We start from the raw sequence: 25,751 nt of genomic DNA on the forward strand, positions 1-25,751 counted from the left end.
GGAAGGGCCGGACGCGCGGGGACCCTGACAGCGGGTGTGTTGGATTGTGCGCGTCTGTGTCTTCTTCTGTGAAGCTGCGTTTCCGGAACGTTATGACGAGATGTCGAACCGGCGCAGCTTGCCCGGCAGACGCGAACCGAGCGGCGCCATCCCGCCGCCGGCGCCGTGCCGCGCCAGCAGGTCCAGCGCCAGCCGGCCCCGCCGCACCCGCTCCTTCGCCGTGGCGAGCGCGACCTCCCGCAGGTGGTGGCCGTACGGGTAGATGCCGGGCGCCTTGGCCAGCCCGAACTTCAGGTACACCGGGGCGCCGCGCCGGATCAGCTCGGCCACCTCGTACATCCGCACGTAACCGCCCAGGTCGTCGGGCGCCTCGATGTACATGTCCATCGGGGCCGCCGACACCCGCCGGATCTCGGTGAGATGGTCGAGCGTCAGATCGCTCGGCACGTTGACCGAGTCCGCGCCCAGCCGCTCGTGTACCGCGAACGAGGCCGGGTTGACCGGCCCGATCAGCGCCGACACCTTCAGCGTGGTGTCCGCCGGCAGGATGCCCGCCACCCGCGCCCGGTGCAGCGTCCACAGCACGCCCTCGTCGGCCACCAGCAGGCACTTCACGCCCAGTTCGGTGGCGCGCACCGCGTCCTCGACACAACCGGCCACCGCATCGTGGCCCCGGGCGCGCAGCCCGGCGCCCCGCGAGTCGGTCCGGGTGGAGCCGCCGATGTCCCAGGTGCCGCGCGGCCCGGTGAACAGGCAGAGCTCGACGTCCCGTTCGGCGGTCGCCTCGACCATCTCGGTGATCTCGGCGTCGGTCAGCATCCACACGCCGCTGCCCTGGCTGATCCGGTGCACCGGCACGTCGAGGCGGGAGGCCTCCTTCAGCACCACCGTCAGCGCCTCGGGCCCCTCGCACGAGGGGATCTCGGTGCGCCAGCGCCCGCCGCCGGGGAAGGAGTGCGGCGAGGCGTCGGCGGGGTCGGGGGCGGGCGCGCCCAGGCCGAGCGCGGTGAGCGCCTGCTCACCGGGCCTGCGGGGCGCTGTGGCGGAAGCGTCGGTCACGGGGTGTCCTTCGTTGTTCGTTCGATATGTCGGACAAGGTTCGCGGCCCGCGGCACGGGCCGGCCGGGGTCCGGGGCGGAACGGAAGCCGGGGCGGGGCTCGAGGCGACGGGGAGGAGCGCCGGCACGAGGGCGACGGGGAGGGGGGAGGGACGCCGGCACGAGGGCCGTCGGCTCGTCCTCGTACCGGCGCGGATCAGGGGCGCAGCAGGACCTTGCCCACCTTCGGATCGCCGGACCCCACCAGCTCGATGGCGTCCGGGAACCCGGTGAGCGGGAGTTCGTGGGTCACCAGCGGCAGCGGGTCGAGCAGCCCGGCCGCGAACATCCGCACCGTGTGCGCCCAGGCGTCCGGCGGTGCGCCGAACACGGTGTGCACCTCCAGCTGCCGCACCACCAGGTCCGTCGGGTCCAGCCCGTCGGCGCCCGGCGCCGGGATGCCGGTGAGCACCAGCCGGCCGCCGCGACGCAGCAGCGCGGCGGCGGTACGGGCCGCGTCGGCGGACCCGGCCGTCTCGATCACCACGTCGACGTCGTCCGGAAGCGGCTGGTCCTTGGTGCGGAACGCGGTCGCCCCGAACCGCCGCGACAGCTCGGCCCGGTCCGGGCGGGTCCCGACCACCAGCAGCTCGGCGGGCGAGGCGGCGCGCAGGAACTGCACGGCGAACATCCCCAGCGTGCCGGTGCCGACCACGGCGACCCGCTCGCCGGGCACCGCACGCGCCTTCAGCGCGGCGGCGGCGACGCAGGCGGCCGGCTCCAGCAGCGCGGCCGCGGTCAGGTCGGCGTCCTCCGGCAGCGGGTGCAGCAGCCGGGCCGGCAGGGTGAGGGTGGCGGCCATCGCGCCGGGCCGGGTGAACCCGGTCTCCTCGTACCCGGCCGTGCACAGCGTGGTCTCGCCCGCGTGACAGCGGTCGCACACCTGGCAGTTGCGGAAGCCCTCGCCCACCACCTTGCGTCCGACCAGGCTCGCGGGCGCCCCGTCGCCCACGGCGGTGACGGTGCCGGACCACTCGTGGCCGGGGGTGAGCGGGTAACGGACGTATCCCTCGGGTCTGTTGCCCTGGTAGACCTCGCGGTCGCTGCCGCAGATGCCGACCGCGTGGACGCGCACCAGCGCCTCCCCGGCGGCGGGCGGGCGCGGGGTGTGCGCGGCCAGCCGGTGCTGTCCGGGCGCCTCGACGACGACGGCGGTGCTCACTGTCCCGTCCCCTTCGGCCTGCGCTGCTCCCAGCCCTCGGCCCACAGGTCGAACCGGGCCTGCTGCTGCGGGAACTCGGCGGCGGCGTCGGTGTCCAGCTCGACCCCGAGTCCGGGCGCGTCGGACAGGTGGAAGCAGCCGTCCTCCGGGTCCACCACGGGTGCGCCCTTGACCACCTTCTTGATCTCCGCGTCGGCGAAGTCGTTGAAGTGCTCCAGGATCTTGAAGTTCGGGGTGGTGAAACCGACCTGGAGGGAGGCGGCGGTCAGCACCGGGCCGCCGACGTTGTGCGGGGCGACCAGCATGTAGTGGGTCTCGGCGGTCGCCGCCAGCTTGCGGGTCTCCCAGATGCCGCCGATGTGCCCGACGTCCGGCTGCAGGATGTCCGCCGCCTGGCTCTCGAACAGCTCGCGGAACTCGATGCGGTCGTGGATGCGCTCACCGGTCGCGACCGGCATGCCGACCTTCGCGGCGACCTTCTCCAGCGCCTTGAGGTTCTCCGGCGGCACCGGCTCCTCCAGCCACGCGGGCTTGAACGGCGCGAGCTCGTGCGCGAGGCGGACGGCGGTGGCGGGGGAGAAGCGGCCGTGCATCTCCAGCATCAGCTCGGCCTCGGGACCGATCGCGTCCCGCACCGCCTCGATCAGGGAGACGGCGTACAAGGTCTCCCGGTGGTCGAGTTCGAAGTGACCCGTGCCGAAGGGGTCGATCTTCAGCGCCCGGTACCCGCGCTCCATCACGGCGCGCGCCGCCTTGTGGTACGCCTCCGGGGTGCGCTCGGTGGTGTACCAGCCGTTGGCGTACGCCTTCACCTTGTCGGTGACCTTGCCGCCCAGCAACTGCCAGACGGGGACGCCCAGCGCCTTGCCCTTGATGTCCCAGCAGGCCATCTCGACGACCGCGATCCCGGACATCACGATCTCGCCCGCGCGGCCGTAGTCGCCGTACTTCATCCGCCGGACCAGATCCTCGACGGCGAACGGGTCGGAGCCGAGGACGTGGTTGGCCTCGGCCTCCTTCAGATAGCCCAGGAGGGCGTCGGTGTGGCCGAGCATCCTGGTCTCGCCGACCCCGGTGAGCCCCTCGTCGGTGTGCACCTGGACGTACGTCAGGTTGCGCCACGGCGTTCCGACCACGTGTGTGCTGATTCCGGTGATGCGCACGGCAGTTGCCCCTCGCTGCGGTGGTGGACTGGCATCGGACGCGACGATACGTCGCGTTCGATATTTCGTCACACGTTCGAAATGCTGGCGAGACAGTAAGGACGGCGCGGCGAAGGTGTCAATGGGTCGCGCGCACAACGGTTTCGGCAGTTTCGAAACCATTGCGCAAGGGTCCGTACCAAACCTTCACAGCAAGCCCTAGGAACCGGACCGGGCCGGAACCTAACCTTCCCGCGTCATGGACTTTTGCCACCCGTGCCGACGGCACCTCAACGGCGCTCTGGCATGCCCCGGTTGCGGCACGCCCGCCGAGACGCCGCACGCCCGGCAGCAGGCCGGGCCCGCGGACGGCGCCCCCGTCCTCCCGGACGCGGGTGACGCGTACGGCGACGGTGACGAGGACCGCCCCGGGGGTGAAGGCGCCGACGCGGGCGAGGAGCCGGGCGTGGACGCCGTGCCCCGCGGACGGCGTGCGGACCGGCGCCGGGGCGGGCGGCCGGAGGGTCCGGAGGGTGAGGACAACGGTGTCGGACAGAGCCGCCGGGACCGCAAGGCGGCGGCCCACCGCCGTCGGCGCAACCGCACCCTGCTGATCGTCGCGGGCTTCGTCCTCGCGGCCGGCGGACTGAGCCTGGCCGAACTGGGGCTGGACGCGCCCGCTCCGAAGCCGCGTCCGGCGGTGGCGGGCGGGGAGTCGGTCGACGGGGGCTCGGACGAGGTCGAGCCGAGCGCGCCGGCGAGCGGGACCGCCCCGCGGGCGGGAGTGCCGAGCACGTCTGCCGGCCCGGCGGCGTCGGGCTCCGCCTCGGCCTCCGTCTCGGCCTCCGCGTCCGCCCCCGAGGACAAGGAGTCGGAGGGGGCGGAGGAGGAGACGGCGGAGGCGACCACGTCGTCCGCGCCCGCGGAGACGCCCACGGCCGGCGAGCCGACGACGCAGCAGCCCCCGCAGGACCCGCCGGAGACGGACGCCCCCGCCGACCCGGACCCCACCACCGAGGAGCCGGACCCGGAACCCGAACCGTCGCAGACGTGCAAGAAGTTCCTGTGGTGGTGCAGCTGAGCCCCGGGCGGAACCCGGGCGGCCCGCGCGCCCGCCTCCGCCTGACGGCGAGGCGCGGCGGCCCGCACCCGGCCCGCTCCGGTGCCCCGGTCCGCCCGAGCCCGACGGGCCGCGCGGGGAGTCCGCGTCCTGCCCGTGCCGGTGCCCTGAGCGGGCCCGCTGGAGCGTCCTGAGCGGCCCGTGCCGGGCTGTCGCGTGAGCCGCCGGACCCGTGCAGCCGCACCGTGTCCCGGGGCCGGCCGCCGGTCTCGGCGGGTGTGCGTGACGGACCGTGTCCGGTCGGCGCCGGGGGCGTGCCCCGGGCGGGGCCCGCTCACGGCTCTCGCCCGGCGGCACCCAGGTGGGAGCGTGTCGGCGCCGGGGAGCGGCTAGCCGCTCCCCGGCCCCAGCATCCGCCGCAACGCGTCCCGCAGCGCCACCCGTTCGCCCTCCGACAGTCCCGCGAGCGGCTCGCGGGCGAAGCGGAGGGACTCCTGGAGGCTGCGCGCCACCTGGCGTCCCTCCTCCGTCGCCGCCGCCAGCTTCACGCGGCGGTCCGCCGGGTCCGGGCGGCGCTCCGCCAGGCCGCGGGCCTCCAGCCGGTCCACGATGCCGGTGACGTTCGACGGCTCGCACTTCAGCCGCTGCGCCAGCCTCCGCATGGGCAGCGGCTCCAGACTCAGCAGGCTCAGCAGCCGCGCCTGCGCGCCGGTCAGCGCGTGTCCGGCGGCGGCCTCCTCGTACTCCTCGTGGTAGCGCGCCACGACCGCGCCGATCAGCTCGACGACCTCCAGGGTGAGATCGTCGGGACGGCTGGGCGCGGATCGGGGTGTGGCCATGCCGACCAGAGTACCCATGTGCTTGACATACTGAAATATTCAGCAGCATGGTTGTTTCAGGTACTGAAGCACTCGAGGAAAGGGCCTTCATGTCCGACACCCCCACGCCCCCCGCCACCGCCCGCGAATGGCACCTGGTGAGCCGGCCGGTCGGCTGGCCCGAGCCGGACGACTTCGCGCTCGTCGAGGCGGAGGTCCGCGCCCCGGGCGAGGGCCAGGTGCTGGTGCGCAACGAGTACCTGTCCGTCGACCCGTACATGCGCGGCAGGATGAGTGCCGCCAAGTCCTACGTCGCCCCGTACGAGCTGGGCAAGGCCATGCAGGGCGGCGCCGTCGGCGAGGTCGTCGCGTCGAACGCCGAGGGGATCTCCGTCGGCGACCACGTGCTGCACTTCCTCGGCTGGCGCGAGTACGCCGTCGTGGACGCGAAGACCGCCGTCAAGGTGGACCCGCAGGCCGCACCGCTGTCCACGTACCTGGGCGTGCTGGGCATGACCGGCCTCACCGCCTACGCGGGCCTGCTGCGCACCGCGTCCTTCAAGGAGGGCGACTCCGTCTTCGTGTCCGGCGCGGCCGGCGCCGTCGGCAGCCAGGTCGGCCAGATCGCCAAGCTCAAGGGCGCGTCCCGGGTGATCGGCTCCGCCGGCTCCGACGAGAAGGTCAAGCTCCTCACCGAGGAGTACGGCTTCGACGCCGCGTTCAACTACAAGAACGGCCCGGTGAGCGAGCAGCTCCGCGCCGCCGCCCCCGACGGCGTCGACGTGTACTTCGACAACGTGGGCGGCGACCACCTCGAGGCGGCCATCGGCTCCCTCAACCGGGACGGCCGCATCGCCGTCTGCGGCGCGATCTCCGTCTACAACAACACCGAGCCCGCCCCCGGCCCGAAGAACCTCGCCCGTCTCATCCAGACCCGCGGCCGCATCGAGGGCTTCCTCGTCGGCGACCACTACGACCTGCAGCCGCGGTTCGTGGAGGAGGTCGGCGCCTGGGTCCGCTCGGGCGAGCTGAAGTACCGCGAGACGGTCGTCGAGGGCATCGAGAACAACCTGGAGGCCTTCCTCGGCGTCCTGCGCGGCGACAACACGGGCAAGATGATCGTCAAGCTCTGACGACGGGGCTTCCCGGAGCCGTCATGGACCGCACCCGGCCGCACGATCCGTGCCGCCGGGTGCGGTCCTTCCGCATGCGGGCGCCCCCGCTTCCCCGGCGCCCCCCTACGCGCCCCGCGGACCGCCGTCCTCCGCGGGGCCGCCCGCGTCCCGCTGGTGGCCGCGGCGGGCGTCGCGCTGCTCGGCGCGCTCGTGGCCTCCGGGTACCGCGCCGCCGTCGGCGACCGGCTCGACGGCGTCCCCCGGGAGGCCGCGGACAGCGCGCGGGAAGGCATCGCCGACGCCGTCGAGGCGGCCCCGGCCACCGGCGGACACGCCCAGGACCTGGTGCGCGCCGCGCGGGAGTCCTTCGTGGAGGGCCGGCAGCAGGCCATGTGGGCGGGCGTCGCCGTCATGGCCGTCCTGCTGGTCCACGTGGCCCTGCGCGGACCGGACGGCCCGCACCGCGCCCCCGCGGACGAGGGGGAGGCCGCCGAGGCCGCCCCCGTCCGGTGACACAGGGCGGATCCGCCCGTGACGCCCGCCCGGCCGGCGTCGTTGCGCACGGCGTGGGCCGCATCCTTGGACGTGGGGTGCGGCCCACGCCCGTCGCTGGTCCGGGCTCCCGCTAAAGTCCTCCCATGCGCGATCTAGGGGCGGGTTTCCGGTACTTGCTGAAGGGCCAGAAGTGGGTCGGCCGGCACGGCCGGCAGTACGGCTTCGGGCTGCTGCCCGGGCTGATCACCCTGGTGCTGTACGCGGCCGCCCTGGTCGCCCTCGCCCTGTGGGGCGCGGACCTCGTCGGCTGGGCGACGCCGTTCGCCGACGACTGGGCCGACCCCTGGACGGGCCTGTTCCGCGGCTTCCTCACCGTCGTGCTGTTCGCGCTCGGCCTGCTGCTGTGCGTGCTCACCTTCACCGCGGTGACCCTGCTCATCGGGCAGCCCTTCTACGAGAGCCTCTCCGAGACGGTCGACCGGGACGTCTCGCCCGACGGCACCGCGCCCGAGTCGGACCTGCCGCTGTGGCGGGAGCTGTGGATCTCCGCCCGTGACAGCCTCCGCATCGTCGCACGGGCCGCCGTGTGGGCGGTGCTGCTGTTCGCGCTCGGGTTCGTCCCGGTGGCCGGGCAGACCGTCGTCCCGGTGATCGGCTTCTTCGTCACCGGCTTCTTCCTCACCGAGGAGCTGACCGCCGTCGCCCTCCAGCGGCGCGGCGTCGAGGTGCGCGAGCGGCTGGCGCTGCTGCGGTCCCGCAAGACCCTCGTGTGGGGCTTCGGCACCCCTCTCGCGCTGGCGTTCCTCGTGCCGTTCGTCGCGGTGTTCCTGATGCCCGGCGCGGTCGCCGGGGCCACCCTCATGGCGCGCGAGCTGCTCGGCGAGGAGGCCGGGGAGGGCGGCGCCGCCGGCGCGCCCGAGGAGGAGGGCGTCGGCGCGTGACCGAGGTCCTCGCCGTCGCCGCGATCACCGTCCTCGCGGTGATCGCCCCCGGCGCCGACTTCGCCATGGTGGTCCGCAACAGCTACCTCCACGGCCGCCGCACCGGGCTGCTCGGCGCCGCCGGGGTGGCCGCCGGGGTCCTGGTCCACGTCACGTACACCATGCTCGGCGTGGGGCTGCTGATCGCCTCCTCGGCCTTCCTCTTCACGGTCGTCAAACTGACCGGCGCGGCCTACCTGGTGTACATCGGCGTGCGCACCTTCCGCACCCGCGCCGAGGTCACCGTCGACCTGGAGCGCAGCACCGGCCTGACCCCGCTCGCCGCGCTGCGCACCGGGTTCCTGACCAACGTCCTCAATCCGAAGACGACGCTCTTCGTCGTCTCGACGTTCGCGCAGGTCGTCGGCCCCGGCACGCCGGTCCTCCAGCAGGCGGGCTACGGCCTGTTCATGTCGCTGGCCCACCTGCTGTGGTTCGCCGCCGTCGCGCTGTTCTTCTCCCACGACCGGATGCGCGGCCTGATGCTGCGCGGCCAGCGGGTCCTCAACAAGGTGATCGGGACCGCGCTGGCCGGCCTCGGCGTCAGCCTCGCGCTCGCTCCGACGCACTGACCGCGACGGACACGATCGCGCGCACCTGGGCGACGATGTCCAGCCGGTTCCGCACGAACTGCGGGTCGGTCACCTCCGTGGTGTTGCCCGCCCCGAACTCCAGCACCGGGGTGTGCACGTGGCCGCCGGGCAGTGTGCCGTGCAGCCCGAGCCGGTCGCGCAGCAGCGTCGCCCGGTAGGCGATCTCGTTGGACAGGTAGTCGCCGCCGCCCCCGGCCCGCGCCGTCGAGCCGGGCGTCGGCCCGTCCGGCCGCTGCACCGGCGCGGTCCCTCCCGCGGGGATCTCCGTCACGGCGGTGTTGTCGTACACCGGGAACCGGCCGGTGTCCGCCGCGACGATCGCCGCGTACGGCAGCGTCGTCGACGTCCACTGCGGCTGCGAGGCCGGGTCGGACACGGGGACGGTCCCGGGCCGCCCGGTGTTCTCGTTGTCGCCGAAGCCGCCCCGCCAGGCGCCGTTGGTGCGCTCGACGTCGACGCGTCCCGCCCGGCCCTGGCTCACCGTGGTGAACAGGTCCACCTCCGGCAGGTGCGGCCGCAGCGCCCGCTCCACCGTGCCCTCGGTGAAGTCCCGCCAGCGCACCGGGAACACGGCCGTCTCGATGCGCGCCGGGCCGCTCGCCGTCTCGATCACCGTGCCGTCCAGGGCCAGCGCGACGGCCCCCGAGGGGTTGGAGATGCGGATGTCCCGGTCCAGGGTGAACGGGTCGAAACCGGTCACCAGCACCCGCTTCAGCCCCTTGCGGTGCGGGACGGGGGTCCCCCCGCCCGGGCGAAGCCGGGAGTGGAAGAGGACGGTGGTCTGCCCGCGCGAGGTCCGCTCCAGCGTGTCGAGCAGCCGCTCCCGCCGTGTCGCGTCCAGCCCGAACCGGGGCTCCCAGCCGCGCAGTTCACGCGTCATGCCGAGCCGCGCCCAGTACAGCGGCCGGTCGTCGTCCCGGCTCAGGTCACCGCCCGCCGGGCCCCGGCCCTGCGCGCGGTCCACGGCCCTGCGCCACAGCGCGGACCCCTGCCGCTCCACGACCCGCCGGGCCTCGGCGTAGGAGCGGGCCTCGTCCAGGGCACGGGCGAAGACGGGCGCGACCGTGTCGAAGCCGGAGCGGCGGAGTATCTCCTGCGGCGCGGCCTCGTCGAGGCGGAGCTCCTCGACGGTCGGCGGCGCGGCGGACCCCGGGGCCGCCGGCCCGGCGGCGGTCGCGGTCGTGGAGGCGGACAGAGCGGTCAGCAGGACCAGACCGAGCACACCGGTGCGCACACGGGGAGAGATCACAGGAGGGGGCCTTCCGTCGTCGTGGGGTACGGCTGGATGCCGGAGGCCCGCAGTATCGCGTGACCGGCGTGGAGCGCACCACGGTGCGACGGACACCGTCCGGCGGCTGCCGGAGCGACGGGGGAGCACTCCCGTGGCCGAATGTGAAGGGTTCGTACGGGATCCGTCCCGGGACGCCGATCCCCGGCCGCGGGAGCGGCTCAGCGGTTAACGTCGGGTCCCGGCGGGGTAACCCATGAACAGCCCCGGCCCGGGACCCTGACCCCGGACCGGGGCTCATGCGGGTCCGGACCCCGCGCGGAGGGCCGCCGCTACCGCGCGGAGAAGCCGTACACCGTCTCGGAGCGGAACACCTCGCCCGGCCTCAGCACCGTGCTCGGGAACTCCGGACGGTTCGGCGAGTCCGGGAAGTGCTGCGTCTCCAGCGCGATGCCCGCACCCGGCTCGAACGGCTCCCCGATGTGGTCCGCGGTGTACACCTGCATGCCCGGCTCGGTCGTCGCCACCGTCAGCACCCGGCCCGAGACGGGGTCGTACAGCTCGGCCACCTCCTCGGGCGCCGGCGTCACCCCCTTGTCCAGCACGAAGTTGTCGTCGTAACCGCCGCCCGCCTCGCGCGCCTCACGGAAGTCGTAGCGGGTGCCGGAGACGTCCGCCGGCTCGCCGGCCGGGATCAGCCCCGGACCGGACGGCGTGTAGCGGGACGCCGCCACCCGCAGCTCGTGCCCGCCCGCGGTGCCGGAACCGGCCAGGTTCCAGTACGTGTGGTTCGTCAGGTTCACGTGCGTCGGCGCGTCCGTCACCGCCTCGTACGCGATGTGCAGCGCGCCCCGCTCGTCCAGGGAGTAGGTGACCACGACCTCCAGACGGCCCGGGAAGCCCTCCTCGCCGTCCTCGGCGACCAGCGACAGCCGCAGGCCGTGACCGGCCTCCGTGACGTCCCAGACGCGCTTGTCGAAGCCCCGCTCACCGCCGTGCAGCGAGTTCGGCCCGTCGTTCGGCGCGAGGACGTGCTCGGTGCCGTCGAGGGTGAAGCGCGCCCCCCCGATCCGGTTGGCGTACCGGCCGATCAGGGCGCCGAGGAAGGGCTCCGGGTGCGCGAGGTAGCCGTCCAGGCCGTCGAACCCCAGCACCACGCTCCCGGGCCGCCCGTCCCGGTCCGGCGCCTCGACGTCCTGCACGATTCCGCCGTACGACAGGATCCGTACCCGTACGCCCGCCCGCTCCAGGGTCCACCGGTGCACCGGCGTGCCGTCGGGAAGTGTGCCGAAGAGTTCGTTCATGTGCGGAACGATAGGTCACGGCCCCGGCGCCGTGACCGTCCGGTAGGCGATCTCGGCGAGCTTGGCCTGCCCGTCGACGCTCGGGTGGAACCAGTCCCAGCGGCTCAGCTCCGCGGTGCCGAACCGGTACGCGTACACCTCGCCCCCGTCGGTGCGGCACCGGCTGTCCTTCGCACACACCTCGCGCAGCACCTCGTTGTAGTCCTCCACACGCCGCTGCACCGTCGCCCGCCGCTCGGTCGCCGCCGCGTCCAGCGCGTCCGCGTCGCCCAGCATCGACGGGCAGATGCCCAGCTTCCAGATCCGCCTGCCCAGCTCGCTGGTCCGCCCCTGCGACCACAGCCGCTTCAGGTCCGGCACGCTCGCCACGTACACCTGCGCCTTCGGCAGCGCCTCGCGCAGGGTGCGCATCGCCGCCTCGAAGTCCGCGCGGAACTCCTCCACCGGCGTCATCGCCGACACGCTCTCCCGGCAGGCGTCGTTCGCGCCCACCATCACCGCCACCAGCTCCGGATCGCGCCGCACCGCCCGCGCCATCTGCCCCGGCAGGTCCGCCATCCGGGCGCCGGTCACCGCGTGGTTCCAGCTCCGCTCGGCCGCCCCGGCCCGCCCCAGCAGCCGTACGGCCAGACTGTCGACCTGCTCGCTGTCACCCGTCGCCCACGACACCTCCGGACAGTCCGCCAGCACCGCGCAGGCGTCGAACCCTCGGGTGATGGAGTCGCCCACCGCGGCCACCGAGTCCGGGCGGGTGTCCCACAGCGGTGTCGGCCTGGCGGACGGAGTCCCGGAGGCGGCCGCACCGGGAGCCTCCCCGCCGCCCGCGTCGCAGCCCGCCACGCCGAACGCGACGGCCGCCACCGCGGCGGACAGCGCCCGCGCACGGCGTCCCCGCCTCCACGTCGCCTGCCCCATCCGCCGCCTCCCCGAGTGTCCCGCCTCGTCCGTGCCGTCCCCCACCCCATAACAACGCACGGGAGTTCCCGCTCCTCCGAGGGGCCCGCCCGGCGATGAACCCCGGCGCCCGCACAGGCGTCCTGCCGGGTGAACGGCACGACTTTCCCGTCACCGGGACGGACGGTCCGTCACACCCCTGGCTCCGTCGCACGGTAGCCTCGCCCTCAACGCGGCCCGCCGGGCCGTGACCGTTCCGCCCGATCGAAGACGACCCGCTCAGCCCGGAGGTTCCGGTGACGACTCGTGGAGTTCTGTACGTGCACTCCGCGCCGCGCGCGTTGTGCCCGCACGTCGAGTGGGCCGTCGCCGGGGTGCTCGGCACGCGCGTCAGCCTCGACTGGATCCGCCAGCCGGCCGCCCCCGGCACCTGGCGCTCGGAGTTCTCCTGGCAGGGCCAGGCCGGCACCGCCTCCAAGCTCGCCTCCGCGCTGCGCGGCTGGCAGATGCTGCGCTTCGAGGTCACCTCCGAACCGTGCCCCGCCGCCGAGGGCGAACGCTACAGCTGCACCCCCGACCTCGGCATCTTCCACGCCGTCACCGGCATCCACGGCGACATCCTCATCCCGGAGGACCGCCTGCGCGCCGCCCTGGTCCGCTCCCGCACGGAGGACACCGACCTGGAGTCGGAGATCGCCAAACTCCTCGGCAAGCCCTGGGACGACGAACTCGAACCCTTCCGCTACGCAGGCGAAGGCGCCCCGGTCCGCTGGCTCCACCAGGTCGTCTGAGGGGCGCGGGGAACCGCGCGAACCCCCGCCGCCCCGCACGCCGACGATCCGCAGAAGAACCGGAAGGGGCCCACCTCCCCAGAGGTGAACCCCTTCCACGAACCGCCCCCGGGGGCGGTCAGACCGTCCGGAACGCCAACACCACGTTGTGCCCCCCGAACCCGAACGAGTCGTTCAACGCGGCGATCCGCCCGTCGGCGGGCAGCTTCCGCGCCTCACCGCGAACGACATCCGCGTTCGCCTCGGCCTCAGGATCCAGGTTCTCCACGTTGATCGTCGGCGGAGCCACCCGGTGGTACAGCGCCAGCACGGTCGCGACCGACTCCACACCACCGGCGCCGCCCAGCAGGTGTCCGGTCATCGACTTCGTCGCGGACACCGCGAAGTGATCCGCGTCGTCGCCGAACACCTTCCGCAGCGCCTTCAGCTCGGCGATGTCACCCGCCGGCGTCGACGTGGCGTGCGCGTTCACGTGCACGATCTCCGCCGGGTTCAGGTCCGTGCGGTCCAGCAGGTTCTGCAGGGCGTGCGAGATGCCCCGCCCCTCCGGCTCCGGCTGCACGATGTCGTGCGAGTCGGCGGAGATGCCCTGGCCGACCGCCTCCGCGTAGACGCGGGCGCCGCGCGCGGCGGCGTGCTCGGCGGACTCCAGGACGACCACACCCGCGCCCTCGCCCATGACGAAGCCGTCCCGGGCGAGGTCGTAGGGGCGCGAGGCGCCCTGCGGGTCGTCGTTGTTCTTGGACATCGCCATCATGTTGCCGAACGCGGCGATCGGCAGCGGGTGGATCGCCGCCTCCGTGCCGCCCGCGACGACGACGTCGGCGCGTCCGGTGCGGATCATCTCGATGGCGTAGCCGATGGCCTCCGCGCCCGAGGCGCACGCGGACACCGGGGTGTGCACGCCCGCGCGGGCGCCCACCGCGAGACCGACGTTCGCGGACGGGCCGTTCGGCATCAGCATGGGGACGGTGTGCGGGGAGACGCGGCGGACGCCCTTCTCCTTCAGCACGTCGTACTGGTCCAGCAGGGTCGTCACACCGCCGATGCCGGAGGCGATCACCGCGCCCAGCCGGTCGGGGTCGACGTCCGGGATCTCGCCGGCCTTGCCCTCGAAGCCGGCGTCCGCCCAGGCCTCCTTGGCCGCGACCAGCGCGAACTGCGCCGAGCGGTCCAGGCGGCGGGCCTGCGGCCGGGGGATGACCTCGGTGGGCTCCACGGCCACCGGGGCCGCGATACGGACCGCCTGCTCGGCGGCCCACTCCTGCTCCAGGAGCTTCACGCCGGACCGTCCGGCGACGAGGCCTTCCCAGGTCGAGGCCGCGTCGCCACCCAGCGGTGTGGTTGCGCCGATACCGGTGACGACCACAGTGCGATTGGTCGAGCTCATCGGAATTCTTTCTCCAACGATTGACGAGGATGCGTACGGCGCCACCGCCGGGTGGCGGGGCCGGGGGACTCCCGGCCCTGGCGGGGCTCACGCCCCGCGCGTGCTCAGGCCTGGTGCTTGAGGATGTACTCGGTCGCGTCGCCGACCGTCTTGAGGTTCTTGACGTCGTCGTCCGGGATCTTGACGTCGAAGCGCTCTTCGGCGGCGACGACGACCTCGACCATGGACAGCGAGTCGACGTCCAGGTCGTCGGTGAAGGACTTGTCCAGCTGGACGTCCTCAACCGGGATGCCGGCGATCTCGTTCACGATCTCCGCGAGACCGGCGACGATCTCTTCCTGAGTGGCGGCCATGGTGGCGCTCCTTCGTTGTGATTCCAGAGGGTGTGGCGGTGCTTTCTCCTGTACCGGAAGCATGATCCGGCACGGAGTGCCTAGGGGAGGGTAACGACAGTCGCGGCGTAGACGAGACCCGCCCCGAAGCCGATGACGAGCGCGGTGTCGCCGCTCTTCGCCTCGCCGGTCGCCAGGAGCCGCTCCATCGCGAGCGGGATCGAGGCGGCCGAGGTGTTGCCGGTGGTGCGGATGTCACGCGCGACCGTGACGTGCTCCGGCAGTCTGAGGGTCTTCACCATCGAGTCGATGATCCGCACGTTGGCCTGGTGCGGGATGAAGACGTCCAGGTCGTCCGCGGTGATCCCGGCCGCGTCCAGCGCCTGCTGGGCGACCTTCGCCATCTCGAACACGGCCCAGCGGAACACCGCCTGGCCTTCCTGGGTGATCGCGGGCAGCTTGAGGTCGCCCTTGCTGTCCCGGGGAAGCTCCGCGAGGTCGCCGCCGAAGCGGTCCCACGCGTAGGTCTGCTTGATCGTCTGGGCCTTGTCGCCCTCGGAGCCCCACACGGTCGGGCCGATGGCCGGCTCCTGCGAGGGGCCGACGATCACGGCGCCCGCGCCGTCACCGAACAGGAAGGCCGTCGCGCGGTCCTCCAGGTCGGTCAGGTCGCTCAGCCGCTCCACGCCGATGACCAGGACGTACTCGGCGGACCCCTCGACGACCATGCCCTTGGCGAGGGTCAGGCCGTAGCCGAAGCCCGCGCAGCCGGCGGAGATGTCGAAGGCGGCGGCCCTGTCCGTGCCGAGCCGGTCGGCGATCTCGGTCGCGATGGCCGGGGTCTGCGCGAAGTGCGACACGGTCGACACGACGACGGCGCCGATCCGCGAGGCGTCGATCCCGGCGTCCGCGATCGCCTTGCCGGACGCCTCGACGGACATCGCGGCGACGGTCTCCTCGGGCCCGGCCCAGTGCCGGGTCTCGATGCCGGAGCGGGAGCGGATCCACTCGTCGGACGAGTCGATCGTCTCGAGGATCACCTCGTTCGGCACGACCCGGGTGGGACGGTAGCCGCCCACGCCGAGGATGCGCGCGTACGGGGCGCCCTTGCTGGGCTTGATCTTCGCCATGCGGTCGGCTCCTTAAGGGCGTCAGGCGGCGTGCTCGGCGACGAGCTCGCGGGCCGCGTCGAGGTCGGCGGGGGTCTTCAGGGCCAGCGTCTCGACGCCGGGCAGGGCACGCTTGGCCAGGCCCGTCAGGGTGCCGCCGGGGCAGAGCTCCAGCAGGGCCGTGACGCCGAGCTCCTTGAAGGTCTCCATGCACAGGTCCCAGCGGACCGGGTTGGCGACCTGGCCCACCAGGCGCTCCAGCACCTCGGCGCCGGACGCGACCGCCTCGCCGTCCTTGTTCGACACGTAGGCGACCTTCGGGTCGGCGGGCGCGAGGGCCTTGGCGGCCTCGGCCAGCGCGTCGACGGCGGGGGCCATGTGGCGGGTGTGGAAGGCGCCGGCGACCTTCAGCGGGACGACCCGGCGCACGCCCTCGGGCTTGTCGGCCTGCAGCGCGTCGAGCTGCTCCTTGGTGCCGGCGGCGACGATCTGGCCGGCCCCGTTGACGTTCGCCGGGGTGAGGCCCAGCTTCTCCAGGTGCGGGAGGGTCACCTCGGGGTCGCCGCCGAGCAGCGCCGCCATGCCGGTCTCGGTGACCGCGGCGGCGTCGGCCATGGCCAGGCCCCGCTTGCGGACCAGGGAGAGGGCGGCGGAGTCGTCGAGGACGCCGGAGAGGGCGGCGGCGGTGATCTCGCCGACGCTGTGACCGGCGACCGCGCCGGGGGCGATGTCACCGAGTGCCGAGGCGGACAGCAGCCCGGCCGCGACCAGCAGCGGCTGGGCGACGGCCGTGTCGCGGATCGCGTCCGCGTCGGCCTTCGTGCCGTAGTGGGCGAGGTCGAGTCCGATGGCGTCCGACCACGCGGCGACGCGGTCGGCGGCGCCGGGGAGTTCGAGCCATTCGGTCAGGAAGCCGGGCGTCTGGGAGCCCTGGCCGGGAGCGACGAGTACGAGCACTCTCACACTCTCTCTTGCGTACGGGCGCGGCCGCCCGTGAGGACAAGGACGAAGAACCGGAGGGGGTTTTGTCGACCCTCCACAAAAAGGCTAGGTCTGGAGATCACCATCGGCCAGACGCCCCAGGATCAGTGCGATCCGCAGGGTGAACGCCGAGCGTACATCGGAGGGTGACCATCCGGTGACGTCTGTCACACGTCGGAGCCGGTAACGAACGGTGTTGGGGTGAACGAACAGCATCCGCGCCGCGCCCTCGAGGCTGCTCGCCTGTTCGAGATACACGCTGAGTGTCTCCAGGAGTGCCGCGCCGGCCTCCTCGAGCGGTCTGTAGATCTCCTCCACCAACTGCTCGCGCGCAGAGGGGTCCCCGGCGATCGCGCGCTCCGGCAGCAGATCGTCCGCCAGCACCGGACGCGGGGCGTCCTGCCAGGCGGAGCACGCCTTGAGACCCGCGGCGGCGGCCTGCGCGGACCGGGTCGCGGCCAGCAGGTCCGGCACCACGGGGCCGGCCACGACGGGACCGGCCGCGTACGGGCCGATCAGCGACTTCGCGACGGCCAGCGGGTTGTCGCTGCCGCCCGCGATGACGACGAGCCGGTCGCCGAGCACCCCGGTGAGCACCTGGAGCTTGGCGTGCCGGGCGGCCCGCCGGATGGCCTCCACGGTGAGCTCGGAGTCCCCGTCGGGAGCGGTGCCGAGCACCACGCACACGTGCTCCGGGGAGTTCCAGCCGAGCGCGGCGGCCCGGGACACGGCGCCCTCGTCGGCCTCCCCGCTGAGCACGGCGTTCACCACCAGCGACTCCAGGCGCGCGTCCCAGGCACCGCGTGCCTCGGCGGCCTGGGCGTACACCTGGGCGGTGGCGAACGCGATCTCACGGGCGTACACCAGGAGCGCCTCGCGCAGCATGCTCTCGTCGCCGGGGGCCGCCACCTCGTCGATGGCGGTCTCCATCACCTCGATGGTGGTGCGCACCATCTCCACGGTCTGCCGCAGCGTGATGGCCCGGGTCAGCTCGCGCGGCGCGGTGCCGAAGACGTCGGTGGAGATGGCCTGCGGGGCGTCGGGGCGCCGGAACCACTCGGTGAAGGCGGCGATGCCCGCCTGGGCCACCAGGCCGATCCAGGAACGGTTCTCCGGCGGCATGGCCCGGTACCAGGGCAGCGTCTCGTCCATCCGCGCGATGGCCTGGGCGGCGAGACTGCCCGAGGACTGCTCCAGCCGCTTCAGCGTCGCTGTGTGCGGATGGGCGGGGCGTGCGGCGGGTCCGGGGGTGGTGGTTTCGGGTTCGGGCACGGGGACAAGACTGCCTCATCCGGACGGCGGGCCGTGCCCCAGGGTCGCACCCGCTCCCGCGTCCGTGCCCCGTGTCCGGGCTCCGGTGCCCCCGGCCGTGCGCCGTCCCCGTCCCCTCCGGCAGGGCCTACGGTGGAGGGCGTGATGGACGTCAGGCGAGCGAGCGAGCGCTACAGGGGCGGAGACCCGGCGGCGGGCATCGAGTCGTGGCACGCCTTCTCCTTCGGCCCCCACTACGACCCGGACAACCTGCGCTTCGGCGCGGTGATCGCCTGCAACGAGGAGCACCTGGGTCCGGGCGCCGGCTTCGACGAGCACCCGCACAGCCACACCGAGATCGTCACGTGGGTGATCGCCGGCGAGCTGACCCACCGCGACTCCACGGGCCACGAGACGGTGATCCGGCCCGGCGACCTCCAGCGCCTCAGCGCGGCGTCGGGCGTCCGCCACGTGGAGCGCAACGCGGGCCGCACCCCGCTGACCTTCCTCCAGATGTGGCTGGCCCCGCTGAAGCCGGGCGGCGAACCCCGCTACGAGGTCGTCCGCGGCATAGCCGACTCCACGCCGTACGCCCTCCCGGAGGCGGGCGCGATGCTCCACGTCCGCCGGCTGTCGGCGGGGGAGCGCACGGAAGTCCCCGCGGCGGCCCACGCCTACGTCCACGTGGTCCGCGGCGCGGTCCGCCTCGACGGCGAGACCCTGAACCAGGGCGACGCGGCCCGCCTCACGGACGAGAAGGACGCGGAGGCGGTGGCGGAGGGGCCGGCGGAGGTGCTGATGTGGGAGATGTCGGCGTTCTGACCACCGGCTCCGGTGCTCGGGCGGAAGCACCCCGGTGGCCGTCCATGTCGCGCTGAAACCCCGCGTCGTGGACGACGGGAACGCCTGCTCGGCATCTTCGGCCCACGCGTCGATGCGCTCGTGGGACGACCTGACGGCGTCGGTCAGCTCTTCCGGCGCCCTGGGCTTCGGGTGCCCGACGTCCAGCCTCGGTTCCCGCAACGTCAGTGTCCGGACGGTGGGTGACAGGGCTCCGCCCCGGCGCGGTGGACCGTGCCGGGGCGGAGGGGGAGTGCTGTGGTCAGGACCTCAGAAGGTCAGGCCCCAGCTGTTGATGTAGCCGGTGTCGCCGGAGTAGCCGTCGGTGACGCGCAGCTTCCACGTGCCGTTGGCCGTCTCCGAGGAGGCGTTCACGGTGTACGTGGTGTTGATGTTGTCCGTGGAGCCGCCGGTGCCGGAGGACTTGAGGGTGTAGAGCGAGCCGTCGGGGGCGACCAGCTGGACCGTCAGGTCGCCTATGTAGGTGTGGACGATGTTCACCGGGACCTGGAGGGCCGAGGGGGCGTTGCCGGAGACGCCGGTGACGGTGATCGGGGACTCGACGGTCGACCGGTCGCGGATCGGGTGATCCGTGGAGTTGGTGAAGGTCTTGCCGGGCGGCGGGGTGGTGCCGCCGTCGCCGCCGACGTACAGCAGGCGGTTCGGGGAGCCGGTGCCCGGGCCCGTGACCGCGCCGGAGACGGAGCTCGCGATCAGCGCGGAGGAGACCTGCGCCGGGGTGGCCGACGGGTTGTCCGCGAGGTACAGCGCCGCGGCGCCCGCGACGTGCGGAGTGGCCATCGACGTGCCGGAGATGGTGTTGGTGGCGCTGTCGCCGGTGTGCCAGGCGGAGGTGATGGAGGAGCCCGGCGCGAAGATGTCCAGGTTCGCGCCGTAGTTGGAGTAGCCGGCGCGGGCGTCGGTGGACGTCGTCGCGCCGACGGTGATCGCCTCGGACACCCGGGCCGGGGAACCGGTCGCCGTGGTGGACTCGTTGCCCGCGGCGACCGCGAAGGTGACGCCCGCGGCGACGGCACGCCGCACCGCGTTGTCGAGCGTGGTGCTGGCGCCGCCGCCGAGCGACATGTTGGCGACGGCCGGGAGCACCGCGTTGGCGGCGACCCAGTCGACGCCCGCGATCACGCCGGCGGTGGTGCCGGAGCCGTTGTCGTCCAGGACGCGCACGCCGACGATGTCCGCCTTCTTGGCGACGCCGTACGCGCTGCCCGCGACGGTGCCGGCGACGTGGGTGCCGTGGCCGTTGCCGTCCTGGGCGACGTTGTCGCCGTCCACCGCGTCGTAGCCGTTGCGGGCGCGGCCGCCGAAGTCGCTGTGGGAGACGCGCACACCGGTGTCGATGATGTACGCGGTGACGCCCTGGCCGGCGGTGTCGTCGTAGGTGTACGAGCCGTTCAGCGGCAGCGCGGTCTGGTCGATGCGGTCCAGGCCCCAGGACGGCGGGTTGGTCTGCGTGGCCTGGATGGTGAAGGCGCGGTTCTGCTCGACCAGGGCGACCGAGGGGTCGGCGGCCAGTTCGGCGGCCTCCGCCTCGGTGGCCTCGACGGTGTAGCCGTTGACGGCCTCGCGGAAGGTGTGCTCGACGTCGGCGCCGTACTTCTCGGCCAGACCCTTGCCCTTGGCGGAGGCGGCCTTGGTGTCCGGCTTCAGGGTGACGATGTAGCTGCCCTCGACCGCGTTCGGCGCGTCCGCGTAGGCGATCGCCCCCTTGGGGGACTCGGCGGAGTGCGCGGCGGGAGCGGTGAACAGGCCGCCCGTGAGGGCCGCCGCGGCGACCGCGCCGATGCCGGCGATCGATCTGCGCTTGGCGTTTCGCTGCACTGCCATCTGAGGGTTCCTCCTCGACAGGTGGGGAGTGTGGGGGTCGCGCCTCCTGGGGGTGAGGCGCCGCGTGGCGGACGTCCGTACCGGGTCGCCGGACGTACGCATGTCAGGTGCATGCCAAGCACGGACGCTGTGACCGCGATCGCATTTCCCTGTCGCCAGCCGAAAGATTGAACGGTCTACGCGGATTGCACAAGGGGTCCCGACGGGCCTTGACCTCCGCGTCACACAGGGGAAATGACACAAGGTCATCAAACGGTACGGAAGCACTGGGTAAACGAGATCACTGTCACAGTGAATTCACGGAACCCTGCCGCGCCGCACGTCACGTCCGCTTCGCCCGGTCCCGTCTGTGAGCGGAGCCGAATTCCAGTGCCGCTGGAACAAGGGGTACGGGGAGGAACGGGTCCGCTGAGCGGACCCACTCGATGAGAGCGCGGGCCGGTGACCGCCGACGCGGTCACCGGCCCGTGGCCCGGCCGGGCCGTGACGCTCACTCCTCGTCGCGCAGCCTCGCCGCGAGAGCGGCCAGTTCCTCGGCAGGCTCTGTGTGGCCGAGGGCCGTCAGCCGGTCCGCCGCCGCCCCGATCCGCGCGAGGGCCGGAGCGGTGCGCTCCAGGTAGACGCCCTCCACGACACCGGCCAGGCGGACGCACTCCGCCCACTCCCCGGCCAGACCGGCGTCCTCGCCCGGCTCCCCGAGCAGCCCGAGGGCCTTCTCCAGCGCGGCCAGCGCCTCGTCGTACGCACCGGCGTACGCGTTGACCCGTCCGTGCTCGTAGGCCAGGGCCGTGTCCAGGGAGCGGCCGTGCGCCTCGAAGCCCACGGCGCGGGCCGCGTCGGCGACCCGGCCGGCGTCGTCGAGGAAGGCGCGGGCGCCGGTCAGGCCCTCGGGGCCCTGCTGGTGCGCCTGGAGACGGGCCAGCTCCCGCAGGGCGTTGCTGAGCATCTCGAACCGCGGGTCGCGGGCGTGGGCGGCCAGCGCCTGGTCCACCGCTTCCCGGGCCTTGCCGAACTCCCCGGCCTCACCGAGCAGTACGGCGGTCTCCGCGGCGATCATGGCGTGGCTCCCCGGGTCGTCGTCCCAGCCGGCCGACTCGGCCGCGAGGGCGACGAACTCCGCGGTGGCGGCCTTGAGGTCGTCACCGGCGCGCAGCGCGCGGGCACGGGTCAGGCGCAGCTGGGCGACGAGCCGGTCGTCCAGCTCGCCGTCGACGACGTCCGGCTCGACGAGCAGGGAGTCGAGCAGCGCGATGCAGTCCTCGATCCGGTCCAGGTCGAGGCTGAGCTGGGCCGCGTTGCTGTAGGCGCAGAACGCGTCGAACCGGTTGCCCGCCCGCAGTTCCAGCTCCGCCGACCGCGTCAGGTGCCGCAGCGCCTCGTCGGGGCGGCCCAGATGCATGCAGGCCTGCGCCAGCTCGCCGTGCAGGTTCGGGGCGTCGACCGCTTCGGCGGGCCACTCGGCGGCCAGCCGCACCCCCTCGCTGAGGCTCGCGTGGGCGGCCTCCGCGTCCCCGAGGCCGAGCTGGATCTTGCCGCGCAGGGAGAGGGCGCGGGGCAGGTGCCAGGCGGGCCCGTCCGTCCGCAGCAGCGCGACCAGTTCGTCCGCCTCGGCGCGCGCGGCGGGCAGGTCGCCGGTCATGGCGTGCGTGGTCGCCCGCAGCAGCCGGGCGGCGGCGATCTGCCCGGTGAGTCCGTGCCGGGTGGCGAAGTCGTACAGCAGCTCCGCCTCGGCGAGGACCGGGGCCGCCTGCGCCCCGTCCCCGGACGCCTGGAGCCGCAGGCCGCACGCGCTCACCCTCAGACGCAGCAGCCGGGCCTCCAGGTACGGAGCGATCCCGGACGCCTGCTCGTGCAGCCGCACCAGCTCCGCGTGCGCCTCGGTGAACCGGGCGGCCTGGGCGGCGGCCCGGGCCTCGGCCTCCGCACCCTCAGGCCGCGCGCCCTCGGCGTCCGCACCCGGCGGGGGCACCTGCGCCCCCGCCAGCACCGCGCTCGCCCGGGCGAACACCGCGTGACCCGTGAGCCCCGCGTCCTCGTACAGCCCCGCCGCCTCCTCGTACAGGGCCGCCGCGTCCTCGTGCGCGTCCCTGCGCTCCGCCAGCGTCGCCTCCTCGTCCAGCAGATCGGCGCGCAGCCGCACCAGCGGGCCCGCCTCCGGGTCGTCCGGGTGGACGTAGTCGCGGGCGGAGACGAGGTCGCGCAGCCGCGCCCAGCAGGCGTGTGCGTCCGGGTGCCCCTGCTCGTCCAGCTCCCGCGCCCGCCTGATCAGGTCGGCCGGCGACTCGGGCAGGGTCTCGGCGGGCGCCGGGGCCGGAGCGGCCGGCGCCGGAGCCACGTCCTCCAGGGCGCGCGGGCGCAGCGTCAGCTCCAGCGACTCCAGCAGCGGCGCCCGGCCGAGACGGGCCCCGCGGCGGTCGGAGTGCGCCGTCGTGCCGTTGCGGGCGTCGAAACGGGCGGCCAGGTCGTCGGCGCGCTCGCGCACCTCGGCGCGCAGCGTCGCCACCGTCCAGCTCCGGCCGGGGAACCCGGCGGCGGGCAGCTCCCCGTGGCCCAGCGCCTCGACGCGGGCGAGCAGCACCTCCACGCCGGTGAGCAGGTCGAGCTGCTCCAGCGGCGAGTCCACCTCGTCGAACAGGTTGCGGTTCTCCGCCAGCAGCTCCAGGCCGCGCGCCTCGTTGCCGGTCAGCGCGCAGAACTCCAGGTGGCGGCCGACCTCCCCGGCCATCGACGGGTTGCGGCGGCAGCCGCGGTACCCCGCCAGGTGCAGACGACGCGCCTCGTCGGTGCGGCCCGTGCGCAGCAGCGGCAGCAGCGCGTGCGAGATGGAACGGGCCGGCTCCTCCTGGCAGGACTCCTTGCCGGCCAGCACGGGCTCCCAGGTGCGCAGCGCCCGCTCGTCGTCGCCGGACGCCAGGTGGTGCAGGGCGCGGTCGCAGGTCTCGCACGCCTCGCAGTCGCTGAGCGGGACGCGGGCCCGGCCCGCCCACAACTCGTAGGCGGACACGGTGTCCTCGCCGGTGTGGACGGCGAGCCGGTAGGCCTGCCCGTAGTACGGCTGGAGGTCGAGGCCGGCCTTCTCGTAGCGGTCGCGCATCTCCGTCAGCCACTGGCGCAGGGCGGCCAGCGGTATCTCGGGCAGGCTGCGCAGGGCGCCGGCGACCCACTTGAACCGCCAGAACAGCTGGTGGCGCAGCCGGTCGTCGAACACCTCCGGCTGCTCGTCGAAGAGGTTCAGCAGCCGGGCGAACACGACCGGCGACTTCCGCGGCTCGGAGCCGTACGTGTACGCCTCCTGGAGTTCCAGCAGGGCGTGGATCAGCGGCACCGGCTCGCCGAACAGCTCGGCCGCCTCGGCGAGTTCCTCGGCGGTGACGGTGCGGGTACGGCCGTAGGGGAGGCGGTCGTTCTCCCGCAGCGCCTCGTACAGCTCGTCGGTGGTCTGGGGCGGGGTCTGCATCGTCAGCTGTCCTTGCGCAGGGCGTGGGCGAGAAGGTCGAGGAAGGAGCGGTTGATGAGGCTGGACTCGGCGGGCCTGAGCGGACGCCGGGACAGCAGCGCGGCCTGCCCGTACAGGGCCTCGGCGCTGGTGCGGGCCAGTTCCGGCTCGTCGATCGCGACGGCGGTGCGCACCAGCGGGTTCAGCTGGTTGAGGATCAGCTGGGCGCGCGGCGCCTCCTGCCGCAGGGCGCCCAGGATGTCGCCCCACAGGCCGCCCTCCTGCTCGCGGGCGAGCCGGGAGCGGGTGCGCTCGTGCCGGGCCTCCCGGCTGTCGACCAGCAGGGCGGGCGCGGACGCCGGCTGGAAGGCGCGCAGCGCCACGTCGCAGTCGAACACCGCGAGGGCGTCACGGGCCAGCGCCAGATAGGCCGCGGCGGCCAGCTCCGTCTCCCGGTCGACCGGGTCGAGGTGCGCGGTCAGGGTCGCCGGGTCGAGGTCGGCGACGCTCACCTCCGGCCGGATCTCGGGCAGCCGGTGCACCAGTTCGCGGTCGTAGGTGTAGCCGCCGTTGACGACGCCGAGACCGGCGGCCGACGCGATCGCCGCGACCTGCCGGAACTCCTCCACGCTGGACGTCACCAGCACGGTGCGGTGGGTGCGGGAGAACTCGTCGAGCGTGCAGTGCCCGTCGGTGGTCTCGAACGGCAGCCACGGCAGCAGCATCCGCAGGATCTCGTCGTCGTGCACGGCGAGCGACTTCACCGACAGGTGGTGGGCCCGGAGGAAGCGGTGCAGCAGCTCGGGGTCGCTGGCGGCGACGCGGGCGATCCACGCGCGCAGTCGCTCGGCCAGCGCGTCGCGCACCGCGGCCAGGGTGTCGTCCTCGTACAGGGACTCGCGGGACGCCGTCGGGCGCAGGCTCTCCGCGTCGACGACGCAGCGCACGAAGAACGCCCAGTCGGGCAGGATCTCCTCCGCCTGCTCGGACAGCAGCATGCCCTTGACGTGCACCCGGTGGCCGTGACGGCGCCCGGCCGGCACCGCCTCCGGCAGCACGCACGCGATGCCCTTCAGCCCCACGGCCGGCAGGTCCAGCTCGATGGTGTCCAGCGGCGCGAAGCCGAACACCTCCTCGCCGTACCGGGCGAGCGCGCGGGACCGGGCGCCCGGCGTCGGGTACGTCCGCGCCCAGGGCGCCTCCTCCGGGTTGACCGGCACGGCGGGGCCGCCGGAGCCGTCGTCGAAGGTCACCGGGTGCCGCAGCAGCGAGCCGAAGTGCCGTGCCAGGCCCCGCACCTGCGCGGGCGCGGTCCACTCGCCCGCGTCGGCGCGCGGGGTCAGGGTGACGGTGGTGCCGGGGGCGGGCCGGGCGGAGGCGGGCAGGGTGCGCACGGTGTAGCTGCCGTCGCCGCGCCCCCGCCACTCCACGGCGGGCGCGCCGGGCGTGCGGGCGGACCGGCTGACCACGTGGATCTCGTCCGCGACCAGGAAGCAGGACAGCAGGCCGATGCCGAACTGGCCGATGAAGTCGCCCCGTTGCTCGGCGATTCCGTCGGCACGCTTGCTGCTGCGGCCGATCGTGGCGAGGAAGGTGTGCACATCGGCCTCGGTGAGGCCGACGCCGTCGTCCTCGACGCGGACCACGGAGCGGTCGGCGTACAGCCGGATGCCGAACGAGCCGGCGGGCGCGGCCGGTTCGAGGGTGTGCCGGGCGGTGAGCGCGTCCACCGCGTTCTGCATCAGTTCACGCAGGTAGACGCGAGGGCTGGAGTAGAGGTGGTGGGAGAGCAGGTCGACGAGGCCGCGCAGGTCCACCTGGAAGGTGCGGTCGGCAGTGTTCTCGGGCAGGGTCATCGGGGGTCCGGGGTGTGAGGGCGTGCGGTGGC

General features: G+C 73.8%; 22 protein-coding genes. 7 read left to right on the forward strand and 15 right to left on the reverse strand.

The window, feature by feature from the left end; genetic code table 11:
- Window positions 1-90: 90 nt before the first annotated feature.
- From C1708_RS22575 to C1708_RS22585, 3 genes are all read right to left on the reverse strand, one after another.
- Window positions 91-1,059 (reverse strand): glycosyltransferase family protein, encoded by a 969-nt coding sequence (locus C1708_RS22575; RefSeq protein ID WP_106414377.1) that lies wholly within the window; start codon window positions 1,057-1,059, stop codon window positions 91-93.
- Window positions 1,060-1,254: 195 nt separating this feature from the next.
- Window positions 1,255-2,259 carry a zinc-dependent alcohol dehydrogenase gene (locus tag C1708_RS22580; protein WP_106414378.1) on the reverse strand — a complete coding sequence of 335 codons (1,005 nt, stop codon included), beginning with the start codon at window positions 2,257-2,259 and terminating at the stop codon, window positions 1,255-1,257.
- The gene (locus C1708_RS22585) at window positions 2,256-3,422 is read right to left on the reverse strand and encodes a mandelate racemase/muconate lactonizing enzyme family protein (RefSeq protein ID WP_106414379.1); all 1,167 of its coding nucleotides are present in this window, start codon (window positions 3,420-3,422) and stop codon (window positions 2,256-2,258) included. Before C1708_RS22585 ends, C1708_RS22580 begins: the two co-directional genes overlap by 4 nt.
- 238 nt (window positions 3,423-3,660) lie before the next feature.
- Between C1708_RS22585 and C1708_RS22590 the strand changes: the two genes are divergently transcribed.
- Complete coding sequence (locus C1708_RS22590) at window positions 3,661-4,482, forward strand: SCO2400 family protein (protein WP_106414380.1); 822 nt, start codon at window positions 3,661-3,663, stop codon at window positions 4,480-4,482.
- Window positions 4,483-4,850: 368 nt separating this feature from the next.
- Here the strand turns inward: C1708_RS22590 and C1708_RS22595 are convergent, their stop codons facing one another.
- A complete protein-coding gene (locus tag C1708_RS22595; protein ID WP_106416437.1) occupies window positions 4,851-5,300 on the reverse strand; it encodes a MarR family winged helix-turn-helix transcriptional regulator in 450 nt (149 codons plus the stop codon).
- An 89-nt stretch (window positions 5,301-5,389) separates the two neighbouring features.
- Here C1708_RS22595 and C1708_RS22600 point away from each other — a divergent pair, with 89 nt between their 5' ends.
- The 4 genes from C1708_RS22600 to C1708_RS22615 all read left to right on the forward strand — a co-directional run bounded on the left by C1708_RS22600 (window position 5,390) and on the right by C1708_RS22615 (window position 8,441).
- On the forward strand, window positions 5,390-6,412 hold the full coding sequence (locus C1708_RS22600) for an NADP-dependent oxidoreductase (RefSeq protein WP_106414381.1): 1,023 nt from the start codon (window positions 5,390-5,392) through the stop codon (window positions 6,410-6,412).
- Window positions 6,413-6,568: 156 nt separating this feature from the next.
- The gene (locus C1708_RS22605; protein ID WP_502696082.1) at window positions 6,569-6,907 is read left to right on the forward strand and encodes a hypothetical protein; all 339 of its coding nucleotides are present in this window, start codon (window positions 6,569-6,571) and stop codon (window positions 6,905-6,907) included.
- A gap of 125 nt (window positions 6,908-7,032) precedes the next feature.
- Window positions 7,033-7,830: an EI24 domain-containing protein gene (locus C1708_RS22610; RefSeq protein ID WP_106414382.1), complete on the forward strand. Its 798-nt coding sequence runs from the start codon at window positions 7,033-7,035 to the stop codon at window positions 7,828-7,830.
- Window positions 7,827-8,441, forward strand: a complete 615-nt coding sequence (locus tag C1708_RS22615; RefSeq protein WP_106414383.1) for a LysE family transporter — start codon at window positions 7,827-7,829, stop codon at window positions 8,439-8,441. The genes C1708_RS22610 and C1708_RS22615 overlap by 4 nt, the downstream gene beginning before the upstream one ends.
- On the opposite strand, the gene C1708_RS22620 is transcribed toward C1708_RS22615, so the two are convergent.
- The 3 genes from C1708_RS22620 to C1708_RS22630 form a co-directional block, all read right to left on the reverse strand.
- On the reverse strand, window positions 8,413-9,711 hold the full coding sequence (locus C1708_RS22620; RefSeq protein WP_106414384.1) for a pyroglutamyl-peptidase I: 1,299 nt from the start codon (window positions 9,709-9,711) through the stop codon (window positions 8,413-8,415). The genes C1708_RS22615 and C1708_RS22620 overlap by 29 nt on opposite strands.
- Before the next feature lie 311 nt (window positions 9,712-10,022).
- Window positions 10,023-10,994, reverse strand: coding sequence for an aldose epimerase family protein (locus C1708_RS22625; RefSeq protein WP_106414385.1), 972 nt, complete (start codon window positions 10,992-10,994; stop codon window positions 10,023-10,025).
- A gap of 15 nt (window positions 10,995-11,009) precedes the next feature.
- On the reverse strand, window positions 11,010-11,909 hold the full coding sequence (locus C1708_RS22630) for an SGNH/GDSL hydrolase family protein (RefSeq protein WP_106414386.1): 900 nt from the start codon (window positions 11,907-11,909) through the stop codon (window positions 11,010-11,012).
- A gap of 275 nt (window positions 11,910-12,184) precedes the next feature.
- Here C1708_RS22630 and C1708_RS22635 point away from each other — a divergent pair, with 275 nt between their 5' ends.
- Window positions 12,185-12,679, forward strand: a complete 495-nt coding sequence (locus tag C1708_RS22635) for a DUF3145 domain-containing protein (RefSeq protein WP_106414387.1) — start codon at window positions 12,185-12,187, stop codon at window positions 12,677-12,679.
- 118 nt (window positions 12,680-12,797) lie between these two features.
- On the opposite strand, the gene fabF is transcribed toward C1708_RS22635, so the two are convergent.
- The 5 genes from fabF to fasR form a co-directional block, all read right to left on the reverse strand.
- Window positions 12,798-14,069, reverse strand: coding sequence for a beta-ketoacyl-ACP synthase II (fabF, locus tag C1708_RS22640; protein WP_106414388.1), 1,272 nt, complete (start codon window positions 14,067-14,069; stop codon window positions 12,798-12,800).
- 104 nt (window positions 14,070-14,173) lie between these two features.
- Window positions 14,174-14,422, reverse strand: coding sequence for an acyl carrier protein (locus C1708_RS22645; RefSeq protein WP_004988657.1), 249 nt, complete (start codon window positions 14,420-14,422; stop codon window positions 14,174-14,176).
- Window positions 14,423-14,502: 80 nt separating this feature from the next.
- Entirely contained in the window at window positions 14,503-15,531 is a 1,029-nt protein-coding gene (locus tag C1708_RS22650; RefSeq protein ID WP_106414389.1) for a ketoacyl-ACP synthase III, read from the reverse strand.
- A gap of 21 nt (window positions 15,532-15,552) precedes the next feature.
- On the reverse strand, window positions 15,553-16,467 hold the full coding sequence (locus tag C1708_RS22655) for an ACP S-malonyltransferase (protein WP_106414390.1): 915 nt from the start codon (window positions 16,465-16,467) through the stop codon (window positions 15,553-15,555).
- A gap of 90 nt (window positions 16,468-16,557) precedes the next feature.
- Window positions 16,558-17,763 carry a fatty acid biosynthesis transcriptional regulator FasR gene (gene fasR, locus C1708_RS22660; RefSeq protein ID WP_106414391.1) on the reverse strand — a complete coding sequence of 402 codons (1,206 nt, stop codon included), beginning with the start codon at window positions 17,761-17,763 and terminating at the stop codon, window positions 16,558-16,560.
- 144 nt (window positions 17,764-17,907) lie between these two features.
- Between fasR and C1708_RS22665 the strand changes: the two genes are divergently transcribed.
- Window positions 17,908-18,564: a pirin family protein gene (locus tag C1708_RS22665; protein WP_198602565.1), complete on the forward strand. Its 657-nt coding sequence runs from the start codon at window positions 17,908-17,910 to the stop codon at window positions 18,562-18,564.
- A gap of 288 nt (window positions 18,565-18,852) precedes the next feature.
- Here C1708_RS22665 and C1708_RS22670 read toward each other — a convergent pair whose 3' ends face one another.
- The 3 genes from C1708_RS22670 to C1708_RS22680 form a co-directional block, all read right to left on the reverse strand.
- Window positions 18,853-20,427, reverse strand: a complete 1,575-nt coding sequence (locus C1708_RS22670; protein ID WP_106414393.1) for a S8 family serine peptidase — start codon at window positions 20,425-20,427, stop codon at window positions 18,853-18,855.
- Between the two features lie 490 nt (window positions 20,428-20,917).
- A complete protein-coding gene (locus C1708_RS22675; protein WP_106414394.1) occupies window positions 20,918-23,884 on the reverse strand; it encodes a hypothetical protein in 2,967 nt (988 codons plus the stop codon).
- A gap of 2 nt (window positions 23,885-23,886) precedes the next feature.
- Entirely contained in the window at window positions 23,887-25,719 is a 1,833-nt protein-coding gene (locus C1708_RS22680) for an HSP90 family protein (RefSeq protein ID WP_106414395.1), read from the reverse strand.
- Window positions 25,720-25,751: the final 32 nt, after the last annotated feature.

The organism is Streptomyces sp. DH-12, assembly GCF_002899455.1.
GTDB lineage: Bacteria > Actinomycetota > Actinomycetes > Streptomycetales > Streptomycetaceae > Streptomyces.